The sequence below is a fragment of the Pseudomonas sp. NY15181 genome (assembly GCF_048068055.1).
Lineage (GTDB): Bacteria > Pseudomonadota > Gammaproteobacteria > Pseudomonadales > Pseudomonadaceae > Pseudomonas.
On the sequence record NZ_JBLUPT010000005.1, the window covers coordinates 321,146 to 342,936 of the forward strand.

20 protein-coding genes and 3 pseudogenes are annotated in these 21,791 nt (G+C 62.4%); 13 read left to right on the forward strand and 10 right to left on the reverse strand.

Annotated elements, in window-relative coordinates; all coding sequences use genetic code 11:
• From ACNFBT_RS15185 to ACNFBT_RS15205, 5 genes are all read right to left on the reverse strand, one after another.
• Positions 1-471 (reverse strand): pilus assembly PilX family protein, encoded by a 471-nt coding sequence (locus ACNFBT_RS15185; RefSeq protein WP_416750613.1) that lies wholly within the window; start codon positions 469-471, stop codon positions 1-3.
• Positions 468-1,364: a PilW family protein gene (locus tag ACNFBT_RS15190; protein ID WP_416750615.1), complete on the reverse strand. Its 897-nt coding sequence runs from the start codon at positions 1,362-1,364 to the stop codon at positions 468-470. The genes ACNFBT_RS15185 and ACNFBT_RS15190 overlap by 4 nt, the downstream gene beginning before the upstream one ends.
• Positions 1,361-1,816, reverse strand: coding sequence for a type IV pilus modification protein PilV (gene pilV / locus ACNFBT_RS15195; RefSeq protein ID WP_416750617.1), 456 nt, complete (start codon positions 1,814-1,816; stop codon positions 1,361-1,363). Before pilV (ACNFBT_RS15195) ends, ACNFBT_RS15190 begins: the two co-directional genes overlap by 4 nt.
• The gene (locus tag ACNFBT_RS15200; RefSeq protein ID WP_416750618.1) at positions 1,816-2,304 is read right to left on the reverse strand and encodes a GspH/FimT family pseudopilin; all 489 of its coding nucleotides are present in this window, start codon (positions 2,302-2,304) and stop codon (positions 1,816-1,818) included. Before ACNFBT_RS15200 ends, pilV (ACNFBT_RS15195) begins: the two co-directional genes overlap by 1 nt.
• A gap of 150 nt (positions 2,305-2,454) precedes the next feature.
• Positions 2,455-2,967, reverse strand: coding sequence for a GspH/FimT family pseudopilin (locus ACNFBT_RS15205; protein WP_416750620.1), 513 nt, complete (start codon positions 2,965-2,967; stop codon positions 2,455-2,457).
• Positions 2,968-3,191: 224 nt separating this feature from the next.
• Here ACNFBT_RS15205 and ACNFBT_RS15210 point away from each other — a divergent pair.
• The 10 genes and pseudogenes from ACNFBT_RS15210 to thiO form a co-directional block, all read left to right on the forward strand.
• Positions 3,192-3,405: pseudogene (locus ACNFBT_RS15210) on the forward strand (signal peptidase II); the annotation flags it as partial.
• Positions 3,398-3,574 (forward strand): annotated as a pseudogene (locus tag ACNFBT_RS15215) (FKBP-type peptidyl-prolyl cis-trans isomerase); the annotation flags it as partial. The pseudogenes ACNFBT_RS15210 and ACNFBT_RS15215, both read left to right, overlap by 8 nt.
• A pseudogene (gene ispH / locus ACNFBT_RS15220) lies at positions 3,570-3,707 on the forward strand (4-hydroxy-3-methylbut-2-enyl diphosphate reductase); the annotation flags it as partial. The pseudogenes ACNFBT_RS15215 and ispH, both read left to right, overlap by 5 nt.
• A 253-nt stretch (positions 3,708-3,960) precedes the next feature.
• On the forward strand, positions 3,961-4,350 hold the full coding sequence (locus tag ACNFBT_RS15225) for a type IV pilin protein (RefSeq protein WP_416750622.1): 390 nt from the start codon (positions 3,961-3,963) through the stop codon (positions 4,348-4,350).
• Positions 4,351-4,370: 20 nt separating this feature from the next.
• The gene (locus ACNFBT_RS15230) at positions 4,371-4,871 is read left to right on the forward strand and encodes a GspH/FimT family pseudopilin (protein ID WP_416750680.1); all 501 of its coding nucleotides are present in this window, start codon (positions 4,371-4,373) and stop codon (positions 4,869-4,871) included.
• A gap of 31 nt (positions 4,872-4,902) precedes the next feature.
• Positions 4,903-5,448, forward strand: a complete 546-nt coding sequence (gene pilV, locus ACNFBT_RS15235) for a type IV pilus modification protein PilV (protein WP_416750624.1) — start codon at positions 4,903-4,905, stop codon at positions 5,446-5,448.
• A 3-nt stretch (positions 5,449-5,451) separates the two neighbouring features.
• Complete coding sequence (locus ACNFBT_RS15240; protein ID WP_416750626.1) at positions 5,452-6,408, forward strand: PilW family protein; 957 nt, start codon at positions 5,452-5,454, stop codon at positions 6,406-6,408.
• Positions 6,405-6,950, forward strand: coding sequence for a pilus assembly PilX family protein (locus ACNFBT_RS15245; RefSeq protein WP_416750628.1), 546 nt, complete (start codon positions 6,405-6,407; stop codon positions 6,948-6,950). The genes ACNFBT_RS15240 and ACNFBT_RS15245 overlap by 4 nt, the downstream gene beginning before the upstream one ends.
• A gap of 14 nt (positions 6,951-6,964) precedes the next feature.
• Positions 6,965-10,372 carry a pilus assembly protein gene (locus ACNFBT_RS15250; protein WP_416750630.1) on the forward strand — a complete coding sequence of 1,136 codons (3,408 nt, stop codon included), beginning with the start codon at positions 6,965-6,967 and terminating at the stop codon, positions 10,370-10,372.
• A 768-nt stretch (positions 10,373-11,140) separates the two neighbouring features.
• On the forward strand, positions 11,141-12,250 hold the full coding sequence (thiO, locus tag ACNFBT_RS15255) for a glycine oxidase ThiO (RefSeq protein ID WP_416750632.1): 1,110 nt from the start codon (positions 11,141-11,143) through the stop codon (positions 12,248-12,250).
• Between the two features lie 12 nt (positions 12,251-12,262).
• Here the strand turns inward: thiO and ACNFBT_RS15260 are convergent, their stop codons facing one another.
• From ACNFBT_RS15260 to ACNFBT_RS15275, 4 genes are all read right to left on the reverse strand, one after another.
• The gene (locus tag ACNFBT_RS15260; protein ID WP_416750634.1) at positions 12,263-13,603 is read right to left on the reverse strand and encodes a sigma-54-dependent transcriptional regulator; all 1,341 of its coding nucleotides are present in this window, start codon (positions 13,601-13,603) and stop codon (positions 12,263-12,265) included.
• A 15-nt stretch (positions 13,604-13,618) separates the two neighbouring features.
• Positions 13,619-15,208 carry an ATP-binding protein gene (locus ACNFBT_RS15265; RefSeq protein ID WP_416750682.1) on the reverse strand — a complete coding sequence of 530 codons (1,590 nt, stop codon included), beginning with the start codon at positions 15,206-15,208 and terminating at the stop codon, positions 13,619-13,621.
• Positions 15,198-15,434 carry a PP0621 family protein gene (locus ACNFBT_RS15270; protein WP_416750636.1) on the reverse strand — a complete coding sequence of 79 codons (237 nt, stop codon included), beginning with the start codon at positions 15,432-15,434 and terminating at the stop codon, positions 15,198-15,200. The genes ACNFBT_RS15265 and ACNFBT_RS15270 overlap by 11 nt, the downstream gene beginning before the upstream one ends.
• 137 nt (positions 15,435-15,571) lie before the next feature.
• Complete coding sequence (locus tag ACNFBT_RS15275) at positions 15,572-16,597, reverse strand: outer membrane protein assembly factor BamD (RefSeq protein ID WP_416750638.1); 1,026 nt, start codon at positions 16,595-16,597, stop codon at positions 15,572-15,574.
• A 149-nt stretch (positions 16,598-16,746) separates the two neighbouring features.
• Between ACNFBT_RS15275 and rluD the strand changes: the two genes are divergently transcribed.
• The 3 genes from rluD to clpB all read left to right on the forward strand — a co-directional run bounded on the left by rluD (position 16,747) and on the right by clpB (position 21,384).
• Complete coding sequence (gene rluD, locus ACNFBT_RS15280) at positions 16,747-17,706, forward strand: 23S rRNA pseudouridine(1911/1915/1917) synthase RluD (protein WP_416750640.1); 960 nt, start codon at positions 16,747-16,749, stop codon at positions 17,704-17,706.
• Positions 17,703-18,428 (forward strand): peptidoglycan editing factor PgeF, encoded by a 726-nt coding sequence (gene pgeF, locus ACNFBT_RS15285; protein ID WP_416750642.1) that lies wholly within the window; start codon positions 17,703-17,705, stop codon positions 18,426-18,428. Before rluD ends, pgeF begins: the two co-directional genes overlap by 4 nt.
• A gap of 391 nt (positions 18,429-18,819) precedes the next feature.
• Positions 18,820-21,384, forward strand: coding sequence for an ATP-dependent chaperone ClpB (gene clpB / locus ACNFBT_RS15290; protein WP_416750644.1), 2,565 nt, complete (start codon positions 18,820-18,822; stop codon positions 21,382-21,384).
• Positions 21,385-21,435: 51 nt separating this feature from the next.
• Here the strand turns inward: clpB and ACNFBT_RS15295 are convergent, their stop codons facing one another.
• Complete coding sequence (locus tag ACNFBT_RS15295; protein ID WP_416750646.1) at positions 21,436-21,789, reverse strand: PilZ domain-containing protein; 354 nt, start codon at positions 21,787-21,789, stop codon at positions 21,436-21,438.
• Positions 21,790-21,791 lie beyond the last annotated feature (2 nt).

A 21,791-nucleotide genomic window follows, 5' to 3' on the forward strand; every position in this document is an offset into this window, starting at 1 on the left:
TCAGCGCTTGATGTACATCGACTTCAGTTGGTAGGTGGAGGCGGTGCTGCTGTCGGCGTTCTGCACGGCGCCAAATCCCTGTGCTTCCACTCTTATGACAGTCGTGGTGATAGGGGTGCCGGCTTCCGTTGATTCTCCCGATCTCCTGTAGACAACTCCCGGCAGGGTGGTCAGCCGGTACTTGGGAGTGGCCAGCCCCGAGATGTCGCTGGCGTCGTCCCAGGAGCTGCTGGAGACATAGTTCTGCCAATGGGTCACCGACTGGCCCTTGACGACGGCTTCGCCCTGCCGAATCGCCGCTTCCGCGGCCTGTAGAGCATGACTTTCGTCGCGAAGATTGCCGGCCATGCGTTCCTGCAGGGTGGTGCTGCGCATGCTGCTGATGCCGATGATAGTGAGGAGCAGGAGCATGATCAGTGCGACGACCAGTACAGCACCCTGTTGCGCCCGAGGCGCCCTGTTGATGTTCATGGCAGGCGGTTCCTGAGGCCGATGGTCGAGGTGAATGTGCGGGTCATGGGGTTGGCGTTATCCGTGCTGACGGCCGTGAGTGTGATCTGGGCCGACACCACCGTTGACCAGTCGGAGATGCTCGAGGCATCCACGTAGTCCCCGGAAACAGCACCATTGACGTTGCCGACGGCGTATTTGATCTGCAGGTCCTGGATGCCCTCGGCAACTTCCTCGGCGGATGCGCCGCTGTTGTAGCGAATTCGGTAGAGCGAGGGGCTGCCCGCCGAGTTGTTATTGACGAAGTAGAGGGTGCTTTCGAACTTGAGGATGTCCGAGGTGCTCGGGTAGATATGCCCGAAGGACGCTCCGTTCACCGATACGGCGGAGTTGCTGGCTGCCGAATTGTTGCGGAACAGGTCGCATCCTATGGGATCGGACAGGACCAGAAGGGTCCCCTGGGCGATTCCGGTCGCAGCTGTCGTACTGATGCTGTCGGTGGAGGAGGCTGCCGAGGGAGTCGCCCCGCTGGCTGCGGCCGCGTGCTTTACCAGGATGGCATCCGTCCCGCTGCGGCGAGTCCCGGAGAACCAGTTCGGGATGCTCTGGCCGCTCTCCCAGCCCTGAAGGGCCATGTCCAGGGTGTAGCGTGCATCCGTGAGGCCGGTGAGATTGTTTAGCTCGCTGACACATTCGCCCTTGTAACCAGCATTGCGCAGGTCATAGGTGAGGAACGTCATGGCAAAGCGGCCATTTTCCTGCACGCGGGAGAGGGCGGTGTTGGAGCTGAACGTCTGCTTGCTGGAGAGGAAAACCTGCAATACGCCGCCGATCAGCAGCAGCCCCAACAGCATGGCGATCATCAGTTCGACCAGGGACAGGCCGGACTGTGATGAGTGGCTAGCGAGCTTCATAGGCGAGTCCGGTACTCGAAGGTTTCCGAGGGGGTGTTGGTGTCGCTGGTTGCCTTGATGCGAGCCCGGTTGTCATTCCAGCGGATGGAAATGGTGAAAATGTTGGCGTTCAAGGCGATCTTGCCGGTGCCATCGGGCAGCGACTCCGCCAGGCGATTGAGCCACTCGGCCTTGTCTTTGGCCGCACGGCTGCCGCTCACGCCGTTGCTGGTGGAGGAGGCCGGGAAGTCGCTCATGCTGTAGTCGCCCGCCAGCGCCTTGTCGCGGTTGGCGCGCATACGATCGGCCATGTCATTGGCGAGGATGCTGGCTTGGGAGCGGTAGTAGGCGCCCTGATTGGTCTGAACGCTGGTGGCCTGCAGGCCCGCCATGCCAAGCAGGCCCACGGCGAGAATCACCACGGCGATCAGAACTTCGAGCAGGGTTGCACCCTGCTGTGTGCGCAGGCTCATCACTCGCAGTCCGCCTTCTCGATCTTGCTCAGTCCGCTCAGCGCCACGGACAGCGTGCGCTTCTGGTTACCGCTGCAGCTCGGTTGTGTGACCGAGAGGCTGGTGGCGGTACTGACCATACCGTTGCTCTGATAGATGACCCCGGCGTTAGGGCCGGTGATCGCAACGTCGGAGGGCGCTTGCCAAACCTTGATGATGTCGCCGCCGCTCTGCCGGATCAGCCAGCCAGCGCTCCAGTCGGTGCCGTTCTCGCAGTTGTCGCCCGCTGCGTTCCGACGGCAGAGGGTCACCCGGTTGTGCCGCATCACGGCTTCCGAACGCGCCAGTTGCAGGGCGGACTGCAGCTCGGTGCTGGTCGTGGTGAGCTTGCTGTCACGGATGGTGCTGGTGAAGGACGGTGCGGCGACGCTGATGAGGATGGCCAGGACGACGATGGTCACCATCAACTCGATCAGCGTGAATCCTGCCGAATGCATCGGGCGCGACATGGCGCATTCCTCGCGTTTTAAGTCGCGGCAATGCTGCCGTCTGTCGTAGGAAAAGTCCTAACTAGACAGATGACCGTTCGTTATAGCGCGATGTTCGGTCATGCGATTGGTGCATATGTGACAGGTGTCGCGACACGAGTGTGACGCGGGTCAGCGAGGGCAAAGTGGGTCCGTTTCGCTGGATTCCCGGCGAATCCTTCCGGCCCTGTTGATCATGATCCGGGAAGCGGATTGTGTACGGGCGCAGAGCACGAAATGCCCGGAGTGGAAGGCCCCGCTGGGCTGGATGCTGTAGCCGCCGGGGGTGTAGTGGACGTAGCGGCGGGACGTGCTGTCCGGGATGACGGTGATGTGGGGAAGAGCCGCGTGAGTCGCCAGCAGTTGTTCGGCGGGGGCGCGAACACCGTTGTTGTTGCTGTCGACGAATAGCACCCAGCCCTGGGCCCAGTTGCCGCCGAGCGCGGCGATGCTGATCGGTTGCCCGCTCAGCACGGCCGTCGTCCGCGCCTGGTTCAGGGCGCCCTGCAGCTCCTGCGTGGCGACCTGCAACCGATGCTCTTCGAGCAGTCGGCCGAAGCCCGGTGCGGCAAGGGAGAGGGCGATGGCGAGGATCGCCAGCGCTACCAGCAGTTCGATGAGGCTGAAACCCTTGTGTTTGAGCATGTCCGTGCCTGATTCTGGATTCTCCTCAGGGATTATTGGCGTTGCCTGTTTTGTGGCGTCTGATGCCGTTGTAGGGCGCTTCCGGGGTGGTTGTAGTTGTCGCCCGTCATGTGGACGCTCTCATTGCGCGGTATACCGCGTGCTTCCTGCTATCCAACCTATCCGTCCTGAACCCGGCTAAGGACCTGCTGCCCAACAATCAGCTGCTGGCTCTAGACCGCTGGGCCATTGACCTGGCCTTGGTGTTGGGTGGTGCGCTGAGCAACCTGTACGACCGCATAGTGCTTGGTCACGTGTCGACTTCTTCCTGGTGCACTGGCAAACCGCTGGTATTTCCCAGCATTCAACCTGGCCGACAGCGCCATCACCGTCGGCGCCATCATGCTGGCGCTGGATATGTTCAAATCGAAGAAGTCCGGAGAAACCGCCCATGGCTGAGTCTTCTGAAGATATTCAGCGTATCGGTGTGGATACCCAGGTCGCCCTGCATTTCGCTCTCAAGCTGGAAGACGGCAACGTCGTCGACAGCACCTTCGACGAGCAGCCGGCCACCTTCAAGGTCGGCGACGGCAACCTGCTGCCGGGCTTCGAGCAGGCGTTGTTCGGCCCCGGACGTCCTGGTTCGCGGCGTGATCCAGCAACTGCGTGAGTGGGGCGCGGAACCCGAGGTGGAGCTGGATGGCCGAGAGGAGAACATTACCTTCTCGATTCCCAGGGAACTGCGGATGAAGGCGCTCTGAAGTCAGCATCCTCAGATGAAGAAACCCCGATCGATTGATCGGTTTTTTTCGGCCTTGAAGTTTGGGGCATTTAGCTAGGCCAATTAGAGCGGATGGTTTGTTTTGTGAGGTGCCTCACAAAGTAAACTGACGGCGAGGAAAGGCTGCACCATTCGCACATATAAATACGCCAATTATCCTTGGTACATAGATTTTGGATGCTGTTCGATGGGATCTTTCCTATGTCGGATAGGGATTTAGGAGTCGTAATTCCGTGCGCAGGATCAGTGGATTTACCTTGATCGAATTGATGATCACGGTGGCAGTCGTCGCCATCCTAGCGGCCATCGCCTACCCGTCGTACAAGCAATACGTGATCCGGGCCAACCGCAGTGAGGCCCAGGCGTATCTGATGGATCTCTCCCAGCGTCAGCAGCAGTATCTGATGGATGCGCGCGCCTATACCAGCAGCGAAACGACCCTCGGGGCCAGCCAGCCCAGCAGGGTTGCAGGCAACTACACCATCACGATAACCGTAGGCAGCGGACTTCCCCCCAGCTTTACCATTACGGCTGCGCCCAAGAGCGGCACGATGCAGTCAGGTGACGGCAATCTTTCGATCAACCAGGCGGGGACCAAACAATGGACCGGAGGCGTCTGGTGAAGGTCTCTGGACGTGGCCGGATGCCGAAGGGGAGGAGTTGTAGCCATTCTCTCGGTCGGGGGCATCAGGGATTCACCCTGGTGGAACTGCTGATGAGCCTGGTCGTACTTTCCATTCTGCTGGCCATTGGTATCCCGTCGTTCAAGTCGATCATCGCTGATCAACGTGTCCGAGCGGCGACAACCGACTTGCAATCGGCGCTGATACTGGCGCGTGTCGAGGCGATCAAGCGCGGTGTCGTGGTCACGCTGCGCCCAGCCTCGGGCCAGGAATGGGCACAGGGATGGCTCATCCAGAACCCGGCCACAGGCAACGACAGCAATCCACTCGCCAAGTATTCGTTGGGTGATGGCGTGAATATTGATTCCGCTGCCTCTCAGGTGGCGTTTCGCCCCTCCGGCCGCTTGAGCGCAGGCTCCGTGGTCACCTTTGAAGTTACCTCCAGTCAGGACAGCGAGAAGGTTCGCTGTGTGTCGCTGGGCATAGATGGCCGTGCCACTTCCGCCAAGGGAGGCTGCTGAAATGATGGCGGACGGGTCCCAGAAGACAGGAATGCGTGGCTTCACCCTGATCGAGGTGCTGGTCGCCATGCTGGTGCTTGCGATAGGGCTGTTGGGCCTCGCCGGCCTGCAAAGCCGAATGCTTAATTCGCAATTCGAGACATACCAGCGTGCTCAGGCACTGATGCTCGCTGAAGACATGGCCAACCGGATTCGCAGCAATCCGGCCGCGGCCCGCTCGACGAGCTATGTGAGTAATGCAGTCTACGGAGTCGGCAATACAACCGGTGATGGCGGTTGCAGTTCTGCTGACGTGGTTGGAAAGGATTTGTGTGCTTGGAACCAAGCGCTGAAGGGCGCCTCTGTGACCACCGATGATAATCGCCAGATCGGCAGCATGATCGGCGCACGCGGGTGCATATCCACGGTAAAGACATCTGCCAAAGCGGAGGCAGTGATTCGCGTTTCGGTAGCCTGGATGGGGACATCCTCCACCGTTTCCCCGGCCGATGCCTGCGGCAAGGACAGCTTCGGCAGCGATGACAGCATGCGCCGTGCGATCTACATCGATGTCACGCTGGCGTACCTGGGAGTTTGATCTATGCCTGTCATGAGCACTGGACAGCGTGGCATTTCGATGATCGAGGTCATGGTCTCCATGGCGCTGGGCCTGGTGATCCTTCTTGCCGTCACCATCATCTTCACCAATAACAGCCGGACCCGCGGCGAAATGGAGAAGAGTGGCCGTCAGGTTGAAAACGGTCGTTATGCGCTCATGCTGCTGAGCGATGAGATAAGTAACGCAGGCTTTTGGGGGGAGGCCGGGGCCCAGAACGTGCCGGGTACACTACCGCCTCTTTGTCCTCTGAGCACGGCCGAAGTCAGTGATGCCCTTGGTGTGCCTGTGCAGGGCGGTTCGGTTTCAGGTACGGCGCCATCCTGCATATCGACGGCCAAGTCTGGCAGTGACTATCTGGCAATCCGCCGTGCAAGCACTTGCGCGACAGGGAGCAGTGGGTGCGATCCCTTTGCTGCCGGCTACTTCCATCTGCAGGTATCGGCATGTACAACGCAGAACCCTGGCGTGCCGCTGGTGAAAACCGCGGCTGCCGATCTGACCGCCAAGAAACGCAACTGCACCACTGTGGCTCCCATCTACCGTTTGCTCAGCCGGGTGTATTTCATCTCTGGGGCGGATGTACTGAGTCGGGTTGAGCTGGGAAACGGCGCCTACTCTGGCGCGACTCAACTGGTGGAGGGTATCGAGCAGTTGCATTTCGAGTATGGCTTGGATACGGCTCCTGTCGCACGAGATGGCGCTGTCGATCTATTCACAGCGAATCCAACAGCCACTCAGTGGCCCGATGTGGTGGCGGTACGTATCTGGCTGGTTGCGCGAAATCTGGAGAAGACTGCCGGCTATGTCGATGGGCGTACCTATCAACTGGGTGAGAACAACACGTACAGCGTGCCCACGGGGGGGAAAGGCTACAAGCGGGAGGTCTACTCCACCACCGTGTACTTGAACAATGTTTCGGGACGGAGGCAGGCGCCATGAGCCGCTTCAATCTGGGAGTACGCCGGCAACGGGGAACCGTGCTGGCGGTGGCGTTGATCATGTTGTTGCTGGTTACGTTGATGGCGGTTGCGGGTTTCAATCTTGCCCAGACCAACCTGAAGGTCGTGCAGAACCTCGAGAGTCGTGAGCTGGCCGAGAATGCGGCCAATGCGACGTTGGAAGAAGCGATCAGCTCCAGCCTGTTCACCAAGAATCCGAGCAGCATCTTCGTCAACTCGTGCGTCAACGCGAATACCAAGTGCTATGACGTCAATGGTGACGGCGTCGATGACATCACCGTGGTTGTGGATCGTCCGTACTGTGTGATCGTCCTGCCAATCAAGAACTCCGAACTGGACCTCTCCAAGCCCGCCGATGCGGGATGTTTCATTCAGGACCGGGAAGACTCCCTCTGCGTCAACTCAGTCTGGGAGCTGCGTGCGACCGCCACGGACAACCTGACGTCGGCTGTAACGGTCACTCGGCAGGGCGTGGCTATCCGCGCGAGCAGCGACGACGCCGACACGGCCTGCCCGAAATAGTTGAGGATAATTGCATGAATACCTGGCTGAAGACGCTTCGAGTGACGCTTAGTATCCTCGCCCTGGCTTTTCCGTTCATGGGGGCGAAGGCCGAGGACATCGACATTTTCGTCAGGGGAGGTACCGCCAACTCCAGCCTGCCCAATGTCATCTTCATTCTCGACAACACCTCCAACTGGGCTCGGCAGAGCCAGAAGTGGCCGGGTGGCCTGACGCAGGGGCAGTCCGAGGTTCGGGCGATTCGTAGTGCCCTGGCTGGGCAGACCGACAAGCTGAATGTTGGCGTGCTGGAGTTCACGACCGGTGGCAACGCCAATCAGGACGGTGCCTTCGTTCGTTTCGCGCTGCAAAAATTGACGACTTCCAGCCAAGCTGCGCTGAATACTGAACTGGACGAAATCTACAACGGGATTAACTCTACGGACGAGAAACGCAACTCGAATACGTCCTACGGGAACCTGATCTACGACCTGTACAACTACCTGGGAGGTTTCCAGCAGAGCTTCGCCGGTCAAGGTACGGTTGCCTCCAAGGCAGACGCAAACGGTTATACCTCGACCTACTCGACATTCCGTTCGCCGCTGGCAGCCGACAGCTTGTGCGTGAAGACCTTCCTGATTTTCATCAGCAACCCCAACAGTAGCGGCCCTGCGTCCGATAATGCCACCAACAGCAGTGCCCTGAAGGCGCTCTATGCAGCGGTGAATGCCACTCCGGGCAAACTGGCTGGCGACACTTCCGGGACCGCGCTGCCTATCCCCCTGTTTACTACGGTAAACGGAGCGCCGGAGACGCTGGGTAAATCGGCGCAGTGCTATGCCGTTACTGACGTAGCGGCATGTACTGCAGCCGAATCGACGGGGACCGGGCTTTGTGTCGACCAGACAAGTTGCGCTTGTACCAGCAGCCCTGCGGCAACTGATAGCTGTTCCACTTCCGGCGGAAGCACTGGAGGTGGGAAGAACAACGGCAAAGGTAATGGAGGAGGCAACAGTAGCCCAACTACCTACCATCTCCCCGTGCAGCGAGCGGGCAGCACCACCGTTACGCCCACCGGCTCCGTAAATGCCACGTCCGGCTCTGCATGGAACCTCGATGACTGGACCAAGTTCCTCTTCAATTACGGTGTACCGGTGACGGCACCGAATGAAAACGGCGACCTGGTTACTCAGCGGGTGCCCGTCGTCACCTATGCCATCGATGTTTTCAATGCGCAGCAGAACGCCGACAATACCGGACTGATGCTGAGTGCTTCCAAGGGCGTAGGTGGAGGCAACTACTTCGCGGCGCGCAGCGAGGGAGAGCTGACCAGCGCACTCAACTCGGCGCTGTCCGATATCCTGTCGGTCAGTTCCACCTTCGCTGCGGTGAGCCTGCCGCTGAGCGCAACCAACCGCGCTCAGCAGGATAACCAGGTATTCATTGGTATGTTCCGCCCTGATCAACAAACCAAGCCGCGCTGGTTTGGCAATCTCAAGCGTTATCAGATCGCACTGTTCAACGGAGTTCCTGAACTGGCCGATTCGGTTGGCCGGGAGGCGGTGTCTACGCAGACGGGCTTTGCCGAGGACTGTGCGCAAAGTTACTGGAGTACGGACTCCCAAGACTACTGGAATGGCCTGGGCATTTCTCCGCCGCCTAGAAGCAAGTGCACGGATAGCGCCTTCAGCTCCTTCAACGTCTGGTCGGATCTTCCCGATGGTGATTTCGTGGAGAAGGGCGGGGCGGCCCAGGTTGCGCGTAAGAGTAACATTGCCAATCGGAGCATATTGACGGTTTCGGGTAGCGGTCTTGCTGCCATGACGGCAAGTATGTTCGGTAACAGTGATGTCGACAGCACAGTCACCAAGGACACGCTCTTCAACTACCTGAAGGGGAGCGTCGCTGGCACTGGGGAGATCAAGCCCGCTACTTCCAGCCGCCCGAGCATTCACGGTGATGTCATCCACTCGCGACCGCTGCCGATCAACTACGGCGGCACTACCGGTACGGTGCTCTATTACGGCGGCAATGATGGTCTGTTCCGCGCGGTGAGTGCGGCGAGCGGCGCGGAGAAATGGACTTTCCTCGCTCCCGAGCATTACGGCAGGATCAAACGCTTGTACGCCAATAGTCCGCTGGTGATTTTCCCGAACCAGAGTACCGGCACCGAGCCGGTGGCGGCGAAGGACTATTTCTTTGACGGCTCGGCGGGGCAGATTGTCCATTACAACAGCAGCAACCAGGTCGATCTGGCCTATATCTACCCGACGATGAGGCGCGGAGGGCGCATGGTCTATGCGTTCAACGTGACCGACCCGAGCGACCCGAAATTGTTGTGGCGACATGGATGCCCCAACCTGACCTCGGATACGGGGTGCGATACTGATTTTGTCGGCATAGGCCAGACCTGGTCGACACCGCGTGGGGCCAGGCTGAGCGGGTACACGGGCGGTACGACCAATCCAAGCAATTCGGTGGTGGTCTTCGGTGCGGGTTATGACAATTGTCTTGATCCTGACCAGATTTCCTTCGACTGCTCGACGGGAAAGGGTAAAGGCGTTTATGTGCTCGATGCCGTTACCGGCGACAAACTGGGCTTTTTCGCGACCGATGCTCCGGTGGTTGCAGAAGTCAGCCTTGTTGACCTCAACTTCGATGGCAATTCGGACTTTGCCTATGTCGCGGATGCGGCGGGCAACCTGTATCGGCTCAACTTCGTAGACCCGAGCACTCTGGCGCCCCTGGCCAAGACGGCCTGGACGATGCCGAAAATTGCCTTTACTCACAACGCCGGACGTCGATTCCTCAATGCGCCGACCGTGGCGCCCTACAAGGACAGCGTCTATGTTGCCCTGGGGTCAGGTAACCGCGAGCGCCCGTTGATCACCAACTATCCCTATGTGCAGGACGTGGACGATCGCTTCTATGTGTTCCTCGACACTCCCAGTAGCGCCAGTGCGAACGATAGCTCGCTGGCAGTCGACCTCGATGGGAGTCTGATGAACAATGCCACGCCGGCGCCGGCCTGTACTGACCCAGGAGTCTTCCCGGGAGTGGGCGTCAAGCGCGGGTGGTACATGAGTCTATCTGGGCGCGGAGAACAGATCGTGAACCCCGCGGTTATCGGCGGTGGCGATGTGCTGTTCAACAGCTACCAGCCTGGCGGTGCGAAGGTGGGTATGTGCACACGTCCCGGTGTCGCCACTGGTTACCAGATGAGCCTGTTCAATGGTTCGTCCTGTGATCGGGATCGTTCGGTAGTGATCGACGGCGGTGGCATGCCAATTGCCCCAACCCTGAGCACAGTCGTTGTGAAGGACCCCGACGACAAGGTAATTACCATCTGCATCGGTTGCCAGGGCCTGAATCCGACCAAGATCAAGCCTACAACGGATGAAACCCGCAAGCGGGTGTACTGGAATACCGACGTGGATCGTTGATGCGTCTCTCATAGGGCGGTCCTGCTTCGCGGACCGCCCTTTCTCGCTCATGTCCTTTCCGTAGAACTGCTTCACCTCCTTCGTATGCAGCTCTGTACGGACATGATGTGCCGCTCGGGGCACTTTCGCTTCGGATTCGGCCCGCACGATCGATGATTATCTTGTAACCGATTGCGCTCCTTCCGCAAATCGTCAGGCTGCCGACGTGGAATGCGCCGTTCTTCCGTAGGTTGTAGCTGTTGGCGACGTAGTGGGCGTGGTTACGCGATGTGCTGTCCGGCATACATCGACTCCGTACAGCGCTTCATGAGCACCGATCAGGTCCTCTTACTCCTGGCGAATGCCGTCGTTGTTGTCGATGAACAGGATCCGGCCTTGGGCCCAATTGCTGTCGTGCTGCGAGGCTGACGGGTTGTCCGATGAGCACGGCGGTTGCGCGGGCCTGACTCAGGGCGCTGTGCAGTTCCTGCATTGCGACATGCAGCCGGTCCTCATTGGGCAGTCGGCCGAATAGCGACGCTGAGAGGGGGAGGACTGCCAGGGCCACCAGAAGTGTGATGAGGCTGAAACACTTGCGTTGAGCATGTTCCGTCCTGGGGGGCTCGTCAGGGAGTATTAGGACTGCTCGTTTGGGGGAGGCTGATGCCGTTGTAGGGCGCCTCCGGGGTGCTTGTAGTTGTCGCCCGTCACCCAGTTGCTCCCGTTGCCCGGTATAGTGCTCGACTGGCGATTTCCCTTTGGTTTTCCGTAAGTGATGTGGGGCGTTGTATGCCGGATGTGATCGTGGTGGGCGGCGGGGTCGTCGGGCTGTTGTCGGCCTGGACTCTGGGACAGGCCGGGGCCGAAGTGCTGCTGCTGGAGCGGGGCGAGACCGGGCGCGAGGCTTCCTGGGCTGGCGGCGGGATCGTCTCGCCGCTCTATCCCTGGCGCTACAGCCGAGCCGTGGCCAACCTGGCGCACTGGTCGCAGGATTTCTATCCAGGCCTCGGCCAGCGGCTGCTGGCGGACACCGGCGTGGACCCGGAAGTGCATGTGACCGGCCTGTACTGGCTGGACCTGGACGACCAGGACGAAGCGCTGGCCTGGGCCCGTGCCCAGGGGCGCCCGCTGTCGGAGGTGGATATTTCCGCCGTGCACGACGCCGTGCCGGTGCTGGGGCAGGGCTTCAGCCGGGCTGTATACATGTCCGGCGTCGCCAATGTGCGAAATCCGCGCCTAGCCCGGTCGCTGCGCGAAGCGCTGGTGCGCATGCCGAACGTTTCCCTGCGCGAGCAGGTCGAGGTGACCGGCTTCCTCCAGGCAGGGGGGAGGGTGCAGGGCGTGCGCACAGCCCAGGGCGATTTCACCGCGGAGTCCGTAGTACTGGCGGCAGGCGCCTGGAGTGGCCAGTTACTGGCAAAGCTGGGACTGGAGCTGCCGGTAGAGCCGGTGAAGGGGCAGATGATCCTGTACCGCTGCGCGCCCGATTTCCTCTCCAGCATGGTGCTGGCCAAAGGGCGCTATGCGATTCCCCGGCGCGACGGCCATATCCTGGTTGGCAGCACCTTGGAGCACGCGGGCTTCGACAAGACGCCGTCCGCCGAAGCGCTGGCCAGCCTGCGTGCATCGGCGGAGGAGCTGATTCCTGCGCTGGCGAAGCAGCAGCCGGTCAAGCATTGGGCGGGCTTGCGTCCGGGGTCGCCGCAGGGCATTCCGTTCATCGGCGAGGTGCCGGAGCACCGCGGCCTGTGGCTGAACACCGGGCATTACCGCAATGGCCTGGTGCTGGCGCCTGCGTCCTGCCAGTTGCTGGCGGACCTGATGCAGCAGCGCCCGCCGATCATCGAGGCGGCGCCCTACGCGCCGCAAGGGCGTCTGGTGGCGACGCCCATCGTCTGAGCCGAGTGGGGATCAGTCGATCCCCAGCTTCTTCAGCCGATAGCGCATCGAGCGGAAGGAGAGCCCCAGGCGCTGCGCCGCCGCAGTACGGTTCCAGCGGGTCTCTTCGAGGGCCTGCATGATCAGCTTGCGTTCGATGTCTTCCAGGTAGTCCTCTAGGTTGTCGATCTGCGCGAGGCTGGCCTGTCCGCCGTTGTCGCCGCCGGTGCTGGTCTCGGCCAGGCGCAGGTCCTGCGGCTGGATCACATCGTTTTCGCACAGGGTGTAGGCGCGCTCGAGCATGTTCTCCAGCTCGCGCACGTTGCCGGGGAAGCGGTAGCTCTTGAGCTTCTCCACGGCTTCCGGGCTGACCGCTGCCACGGGCAATCCGGCGTCGCCGGCCAGGCGCTGGAGCACGCGGTCGGTGAGCAGCGGAATGTCTTCGCGGCGCTCGCGCAGCGGCGGAACGCGCAGTTCGATGACGTTCAGGCGGTAGTAGAGGTCCTGGCGGAAGCGGCCGGCGGCGACTTCCGCTGCGAGGTCCTTGTGGGTCGCGCAGAGGACACGTACGTCCACCGCGTTTTCCTGCTGGCCGCCGACGGCGCGCACGGCCTTTTCCTGGATCGCGCGCAGCAGCTTGACCTGCATGGGCAGCGGCAGGTCGGCGACTTCGTCGAGGAACAGGGTGCCGCCGTTGGCGGCCTGGAACAGCCCCTGCTTGTCCTCCACCGCGCCGGTGAAGCTGCCTTTCTTGTGGCCGAAGAATTCGCTTTCCATCAGCTCCGACGGAATCGCCCCGCAGTTCACCGGCACGAAAGCGACGTTCGCGCGCGGGCCCTGTTCATGGATCAGCCGGGCAACCAGTTCCTTGCCGCTGCCGGACTCGCCGCTGATGTAGACCGGCGCCTGGCTGCGTGCCAGCTTGGCGATCTGGTTGCGCATCTGCCGCATGGGGGGCGAGTCGCCCAGCAGGCGATTGTCCACCGGGGCCTCTTCGGCATCGGGGAAGCGCAGGCGCAGCGCCGTGCTGACCAGTTCGCGAAGGCGTCCCAGGTCGACCGGCTTGGTGAGAAAGTCGAAGGCGCCGGCCTTGAGCGCTTGCACGGCGGTATCCAGGCTACCGAAGGCGGTGATCATCGCCACCGGGGTTTGCGGATGGCGCTGCTGGATGTACTGCACCAGCTCCAGCCCCGTGCCATCGGGCAGGCGCATGTCGGTGAGGCAGAAGTCGAACGGCTCGCGGGCCAGGAACTCGCGCGCTTCCTTGACGTTGCGGGCGCTGCGGGTATCCAGTTTCATGCGGCCGAGGGTGATCTCCAGCAGCTCGCGGATATCGGGTTCGTCATCGACGATCAGGGCTTTTTGACGACTCATGCTCTTTGCGTGTTCTTAGCTTTGTTTGCGTGGATGGGCGAAGGTGATGCGGAAGCAACTGCCACCCTCGTCACGCGTTTTATAGTCCAGGCGCGCCTGGTTGCTTTCACAGAGTTCCCGGGAGATGTACAGCCCAAGACCTGTGCCCTTGCTTTCAGTGGTGAAGAACGGTTCGAACAGCTTCACCCGCTGTTCCGCCGCAATGCCCTGGCCATCGTCGAGGACTTCCAGGATCGGCAGGTCGGTTTCGCTGTCGCGGAACAGGCGCAGCCACACTTGGCCAGTGCCGTTTTTCTTGGCGCTGTACCGTAACCCATTCTGGACCAGGTTGGTCAGCACCTGGGTCAGCTGATGCGGGTCCATGCGCGTCTGCACGGTGCCGGGTCCCGTTTCGACATGCAACTGCTGGCCGTCGCGCAGCCCTTCACGCTGTTCGCCGGCGAAGCGGTGCAGCCAGTATTTCAGGTCGAGCAGCTGGGGTTCCGACTGGCGCCGGCGGGACAACTGCAGCACGTTCTCGATCACCAGGTTCATCCGCCGCGACTGGTCCTGGATGATCTGCGTCAGCCGTCGGTCCGGCGGATCGAGCTCTTCGGACTCCAGCAGCAATTGCGCGGCGTGGCTGATGGCACCCAGGGGGTTGCGGATTTCATGGGCGATGCCGGCGGTGAGGCGGCCGAGCGAGGCCAGCTTGAGCTGCTGCGCCTTTTGGGCAATCTGTGAGATGTCCTCAAGGAACATCAGGGTGTGCTGTTCGTTGCCACGGTGCAGGGGAATGAAGGCGGGCTGCACGCTGGGGGCGGTGTCGTGTGGCTGCAGGCTGGGCGGCCGGAGGGCGGGGTTCTGCTGCCACAGCTGAAGGCTGTTCAGCAGCGCCGGGCTGTGCTCGGCCAACGGCTGGCCGGTCAGCTCCTGTCCGCCGAGCAGGGTGGTGGCGCTCTGGTTGGCCAGCAGCACGCGTTGCTGGTCGTCCAGCACCAGGATGCCGGTGCGCATGCGCTGCAGGATCAGGGCATTGAGCTCTTCGAGGTTGGCTACCGTGGTGGCCCGCTGTTCCGCGAGGTTTTCGATGACCTGCTGGCGACGTGCCAGGGCCTGGATCAACAGTGCCGAGGCGAAGCACAGGGCGCCCAATCCACCGGCCTGCACGTAGTGGTTGAAGGCAATCTCCTGGGTGAGGCTGATGTAGAAGGTCAGGTAGATCAGCCCGATGGATGCCAAGGCTGCGATCAGCAGGCCTATCCGGCCGCGCAGCAGGATGTTGGCGATGGCGACGGCGACCACCATCAGCGTGCCGATGCCGCTGGGAACGCCACCGGCGGCGTAGAAGAGTCCGCTGAGCATCAGCACATCCAGGGCTGCCAGGATGAACAGGGGCAGCAACTGCCGGGGCGCCGGCATCAGGACGGCGATCAGGATGTTGACCACCAGGTAGGTCCAGCAGCCGATGTGGAACAGTTCGGAGTGGGCAAGCTTGAGGATTTCGCCGTCAAGGTTGCTGGAAATCAGCAGGACCAGGACCAGGCCGATGGTTAGGCGATACAGGTGATACAGGCGCAGGACGCGCCGTCCCTGTCCGGTGAGCGAAATGCCCTCAGTGACCACGGTCGGCACGGTCCTGGTCGAGATGAGCGCGGCTGCAGTACCAGTTGCTCTCGTCCTGCAGGGCATCGCTGCGTGGAACGTGAACCCCGCACTGGGCGCAGCGCACCATGGGCACGGTTTTCTCCTCGCGAGGCGCCGGCTCGCTGGGGCGGGCGGGGCGGGTAGCCTTGCGCCACAGCCACCAGCCGAGCGCGAACAGGAGGATCCAGAACAGCAGGCGGGTCATGGCGTTCCCTTATTCCATAGAGAGCCGCAGTGTATCCAAGGCGCGGGTTCGCGCACAGAGACGTGGTCCGCGCCGACGGACGATCGCCCACGAAAAAGGGAGGCCGAAGCCTCCCTTGATCATTGCATCTTCGCCAATCAGTCGAAGATGCCGAAGGTCATGTAGCTGAACCAGGAACGGTCGTTGTTGCCGCTGTTGCCTTCGGACTCGTGCTCTTCTTCCTGCACGTCTGACTGGTTCTCAGGCTTGAGCTCCGCCGGAATCTGCTGCTCGGCGTCTTCGTACTGCTTGATCACGTCCTTGCTCGCCTGGGTTTCCATGTGCGGCGGGGCGTCGTTGGTCTCGATCAGGCCCAGGGTCGCCTTGGCCAGCCAGGAGCGGTTGTCGGCCTCGTCCTCGCGCGGGACGAACTGGCCGTCCTTCAGGCTCGGGTTGTCCGGGTAGTTCAGCTTCAGGGTCTGCAGGCTGGAGTCGGCCAGGTCGTTCATGCCCAGGCGCTGGTAGGCTTCGACCATGATCGCCAGGCCATCGCCGACGGCCGGGGTTTCCTGGAAGTTTTCCACCACGTAGCGGCCGCGGTTGGCAGCGGCGACATAGGCCTGGCGCTTGAGGTAGTAGTGGCCGACGTGCACTTCGTAGGCGGCCAGCAGGTTGCGCAGGTAGATCATGCGCGCCTTGGCGTCCGGTGCGTAGCGGCTGTTCGGGTAGCGGCTGACCAGTTGCGCGAAGTCGTTGAAGGAGTCACGGGCGGCGCCCGGATCACGCTTGGTCATGTCCAGCGGCAGGAAGCGCGCCAGCAGGCCACGGTCCTGGTCGAAGGAGGCCAGGCCCTTGAGGTAATAGGCGTAGTCGACGTTGGGGTGCTGCGGGTGCAGGCGGATGAAGCGCTCGGCGGCGGAACGCGCGGCCTCGGGCTCCATGTTCTTGTAGTTGGCGTAGATCAGTTCCAACTGGGCCTGTTCCGCATAGCGACCGAACGGATAGCGGGACTCCAGCGCCTTCAGCTTGGCCACGGCGTTGGTGTAGCTCTTGTTGTTCAGATCGTCCTGGGCCTGCTGGTACAGCTGGCTTTCGCTCAGGTTCTCGTCCACCTTGTCGCCCTTGGAGGAGCAGGCGGTGACGAAGGCGAGGATGGCGATCAGCAGCAGGTGTTTCACTTGCATGGCGGCTTGCGTCCCTGGACGGTCGGCTGTCGCGGCCGCAACCGTCTGTTATGATTGGCGCCCCAGGGGGATACCCCTGGGACAAAGGCCCCGTATTTAACCACAGCGTGCAGCCGAACCAAAAGGCCGCGCGCCCTTCGTGTCCCGTCATGTCCGATATCATCCAACTCGCGGCAGAAGTGCCGTTCGACCTCGGTGGTCAGCGTCTCGACCAGGTCGCCGCCCAGCTCTTCTCCGATCACTCCCGCTCGCGTCTGGCCGGCTGGATCAAGGACGGCTGTCTCAAGGTCGACGGCGCCGTGCTGCGTCCGCGCGACACCGTTCACGCCGGCTCGCGCCTGGAATTGCAGGTGGAGCTGGAAGCCCAGGGCGAGTGGAAGGCCCAGGACATCGAGCTGGACATCGTCTATGAAGATGACCACATCCTGGTCATCGACAAGCCGACCGGCCTGGTGGTTCACCCCGCCGCCGGCCATCAGGACGGCACCCTGCTCAACGCGCTGCTGCACCATGTGCCGCACCTGGCCAATGTGCCGCGCGCCGGCATCGTGCATCGCCTGGACAAGGACACCACCGGTCTGATGGTGGTGGCCAAGACTCTCGAAGCCCACACCAATCTGGTCGCGCAGCTGCAGGCGCGTACCGTCAGTCGGATCTATGAAGCCATCGTCACCGGCGTGATCGTCTCCGGCGGCACCGTCGATGCGCCGATCGGCCGCCATGGTGTGCAGCGGCAGAAGATGGCCGTGGTGGACGCCGGCAAGGTCGCCATCAGCCATTACCGTGTGCTGGACCGCTTCCGTGCCCACACCCACGTGCGGGTGAAGCTGGAGACCGGTCGCACCCACCAGATCCGCGTCCATATGACACACATCGGCCACCCGCTGGTGGGCGACCCCACCTACGGCGGGCGTTTCCGCATTCCGCCGGGGGCCAGCCCGACGCTGATCGAGTCCCTGCGCGACTTCCCGCGCCAGGCCCTGCATGCGCGCTTCCTGGAGCTGGATCACCCAGCGACCAACGTGCGCATGAAGTGGGAGTCGCCGTTGCCGGATGACTTCACCTGGCTGCTGAGCCTGCTGCGGCAGGATAACGAGTCCTTCGTATGAGCCCCTGGCTGACGCCCGACTGGCCGGCGCCGGCGAATGTCCGCGCCTGCGTGACCACCCGGGTCGGCGGCGTCAGCGCAGAGCCCTTCGACAGCTTCAACCTGGGCGACCATGTGGGCGATGAGCCGGCGGCCGTCGCCGAGAACCGTCGACGCCTGACCGCGGCGCTGGGTTGCCAGCCGGCGTGGTTGAGCCAGGTGCATGGAATCGATGTGGTCGAAGCCGATCCGTCCGTTGTCGCCACCGCAGACGCCAGTTGGAGCAAAGCCCCCGGCGTCGCCTGCACCATCATGACCGCCGATTGCCTGCCAGCGCTGTTCTGCGATCGCGCCGGCACCCGGGTTGCCGCCGCCCATGCTGGCTGGCGTGGGCTGGCGGGCGGCGTACTGGAGGCTACGGTCGACGCCCTGGGTATTGCGCCGGGCGAACTGCTGGTGTGGCTCGGCCCGTCCATCGGTCCGCAGGCATTTGAGGTCGGCGCGGAAGTGCGTGATGCCTTCCTCAAGGATCACGCCGAAGCCGAACGCGCCTTCGTGCCCAGCGCCAATGCCGGCAAGTACCTGGCTGACATCTACGAGCTGGCGCGTATCCGCCTCGCCGCCAAGGGCGTGACGGCGGTCTACGGTGGTGGTCTGTGCACCTACTCCGATACCGGGCGCTTCTATTCCTACCGCCGCAGCTCCCGCACCGGTCGCCTGGCCAGCCTGATCTGGCTGGCCTGACGCCTATTTCGTAGGAGCAACTGCCTTTTGGGCTATTCGCTGCGCTCACCCTTCGGGCCGCACTGAAGTGCGTTCAACGCAAGCGCTGTCCCGCGTTCGCGGGAGTGGCGGTGTTATGCATCACTCTCCACACCGTCATCCCCGCGAACGCGGGGAACCAGAAAACAACGTAGGAGCGGCCTCTGTCCGCGAAAGGTCCGCATCGCGCCGGAAGCTATTGCGGACAAAGTCCGCTCCTGCGGTCCTTTCGAAAGCACGAACTGACCGGTGTCATGGCCAAATGGCTTGAACCGACCAAAATCGTCCTTATCTATCTGGCATCCCGGCGAGCTTTGTCGTGACCAGGGGCACTCATCGCTCCGGCTCGCTATAGAAAGGAAGGACGACCCTCATGCGAATAGACCGTTTGACCAGCAAGCTGCAGCTTGCACTCTCCGATGCCCAGTCCCTGGCCGTTGGACATGACCACCCGGCCATCGAGCCGGTGCACCTGATTTCCGCCCTGCTGGAGCAGCAGGGTGGCTCGATCAAGCCCCTGCTGATGCAGGTCGGCTTCGATATCCCGGCCCTGCGCAGCGCCCTCAATAAAGAGATGGACTCGCTGCCGAAGATCCAGAGCCCCACTGGCGATGTGAACCTGTCGCAGGACCTGGCGCGCCTGCTCAACCAGGCCGACCGCCTGGCCCAGCAGAAGGGCGACCAGTTCATTTCCAGCGAGCTGGTGCTGCTTGCCGCCATGGACGACAACACCAAGCTCGGCAAACTGCTGGCCAGCCAGGGCGTGTCCAAGAAAGCCCTGGAAAACGCCGTGGCCAACCTGCGCGGCGGCGAAGCGGTCAACGACCCGAACGCCGAGGAGTCGCGCCAGGCACTGGACAAGTACACCGTCGACATGACCAAGCGTGCCGAGGACGGCAAGCTCGACCCGGTGATCGGCCGTGACGACGAAATCCGCCGGACCATCCAGGTCCTGCAGCGTCGCACCAAGAACAACCCCGTGCTGATCGGCGAGCCCGGCGTCGGCAAGACCGCCATCGTCGAGGGCCTGGCCCAGCGCATCGTCAACGGCGAAGTGCCCGACGGCCTGAAGGACAAGCGCCTGCTGGCGCTGGACATGGGTGCGCTGATCGCCGGCGCCAAGTTCCGCGGCGAGTTCGAGGAGCGCCTGAAGGCGGTTCTGAACGAACTGTCCAAGCAGGAAGGCCGGATCATCCTGTTCATCGACGAACTGCATACCATGGTCGGCGCCGGAAAGGCCGAGGGCGCCATGGACGCCGGCAACATGCTCAAGCCGGCCCTGGCCCGTGGCGAGCTGCACTGCGTCGGCGCCACCACCCTGGATGAGTACCGCCAGTACATCGAGAAGGACGCCGCCCTTGAGCGCCGCTTCCAGAAGGTGCTGGTGGACGAGCCGAGCGAGGAGGACACCATCGCCATCCTGCGCGGCCTGAAGGAGCGCTACGAGGTGCACCATGGCGTGACCATCACCGACGGCGCGATCATCGCCGCGGCCAAGCTCAGCCACCGCTACATTACCGACCGCCAGTTGCCGGACAAGGCCATCGACCTGATCGACGAGGCCGCCAGCCGCATCCGCATGGAGATCGACTCCAAGCCGGAGGAGCTCGATCGCCTGGATCGCCGGCTGATCCAGCTGAAGATCGAGCGCGAGGCGCTGAAGAAGGAAGACGACGAGGCTACCAAGAAACGCCTCGCCAAGCTGGAAGAAGACATCGCCAAGCTCGAGCGCGAGTACGCCGATCTGGAAGAGATCTGGAAGTCGGAGAAAGCCGAGGTCCAGGGTTCCGCGCAGATCCAGCAGAAGATCGAGCAGGCCAAGCAGGAAATGGAAGCGGCCCGGCGCAAGGGCGACCTGGAAACCATGGCGCGCATCCAGTACCAGACCATTCCGGACCTGGAGCGCAGCCTGCAGATGGTCGACCAGCACGGCAAGACCGAGAACCAGCTGCTGCGCAACAAGGTGACCGACGAGGAAATCGCCGAAGTCGTGTCCAAGTGGACCGGCATCCCGGTGTCCAAGATGCTCGAAGGCGAGCGCGAGAAGCTGCTGCGCATGGAAGACGAGCTGCACAAGCGCGTCATCGGCCAGAACGAGGCCGTGGTGGCCGTCGCCAACGCCGTGCGCCGTTCCCGTGCCGGCCTGGCTGATCCGAATCGTCCGAGCGGCTCCTTCCTCTTCCTCGGCCCCACCGGGGTGGGCAAGACCGAGCTGTGCAAGGCCCTGGCCGAATTCCTCTTCGACACCGAGGAAGCGCTGGTGCGCATCGATATGTCCGAATTCATGGAGAAGCACTCCGTGGCTCGCCTGATCGGTGCGCCGCCGGGTTACGTTGGCTATGAAGAGGGCGGTTACCTGACCGAAGCCGTGCGCCGCAAACCGTACTCCGTGGTGCTGATGGACGAGGTGGAAAAGGCTCACCCGGATGTCTTCAACGTCCTGCTGCAGGTGCTCGAGGACGGCCGCCTGACCGACAGCCATGGCCGTACCGTGGACTTCCGCAACACCGTGATCGTGATGACCTCGAACCTCGGTTCGGCGCAGATCCAGGAGCTGATCGGCGACCGTGAAGCCCAGCGTGCGGCGGTGATGGATGCGGTGAATGCGCACTTCCGTCCGGAATTCATCAACCGGATCGACGAAGTGGTGGTCTTCGAACCGCTGGCCCGCGAGCAGATCGCCGGCATCGCCCTGATCCAGATGGGCCGCCTGCGCAAGCGCCTGGCCGAGCGCGAGCTGAGCCTGGAGTTGAGCAACGAGGCGATGGACAAGCTGATCGCCGTCGGTTTCGACCCGGTCTACGGTGCTCGTCCGCTCAAGCGCGCGATCCAGCGCTGGATAGAGAACCCGCTGGCGCAACTGATCCTGGCCGGCAAGTTCCTCCCGGGCGCGAAAATCCACGCCAAGGTGGAAAAGGACGAGATCGTCTTCTCCTGATCCATTGCCACATTAAAAAGCCCCGCAGTGCGGGGCTTTTTCATGTCGGGCTCAGCGGTTTTCCCGGGCCTCTGCAAGCAGGCTGAGCAGGCGCTCCAGTGCCTGGGCCTGATCCTCGGCGAGGTCGATGATGTGAAAGCCCGCCCAGCCCAGCTGGCCGTCGGCTCCTCCACGGCTCCACAGGCAGTCGGCACCCAGCTGGATCTCCCCGACCTCATCCAGCGGCGGTAGCGGAATGAGGCGGCAGTCCCACACCGAGTCGACCTTCGGCACGTCCACGCCGCAGAGCATGAAGCCCTCGCTGGACAGGTCGGCGAGGCGTCCGAGGCTACGCCCGGAGTGGCGGTCGAAGACCTCTACGGTCAGCCCGGTCTGGTGCCGGTGGTGCTGGCGACGTTCACTCATCG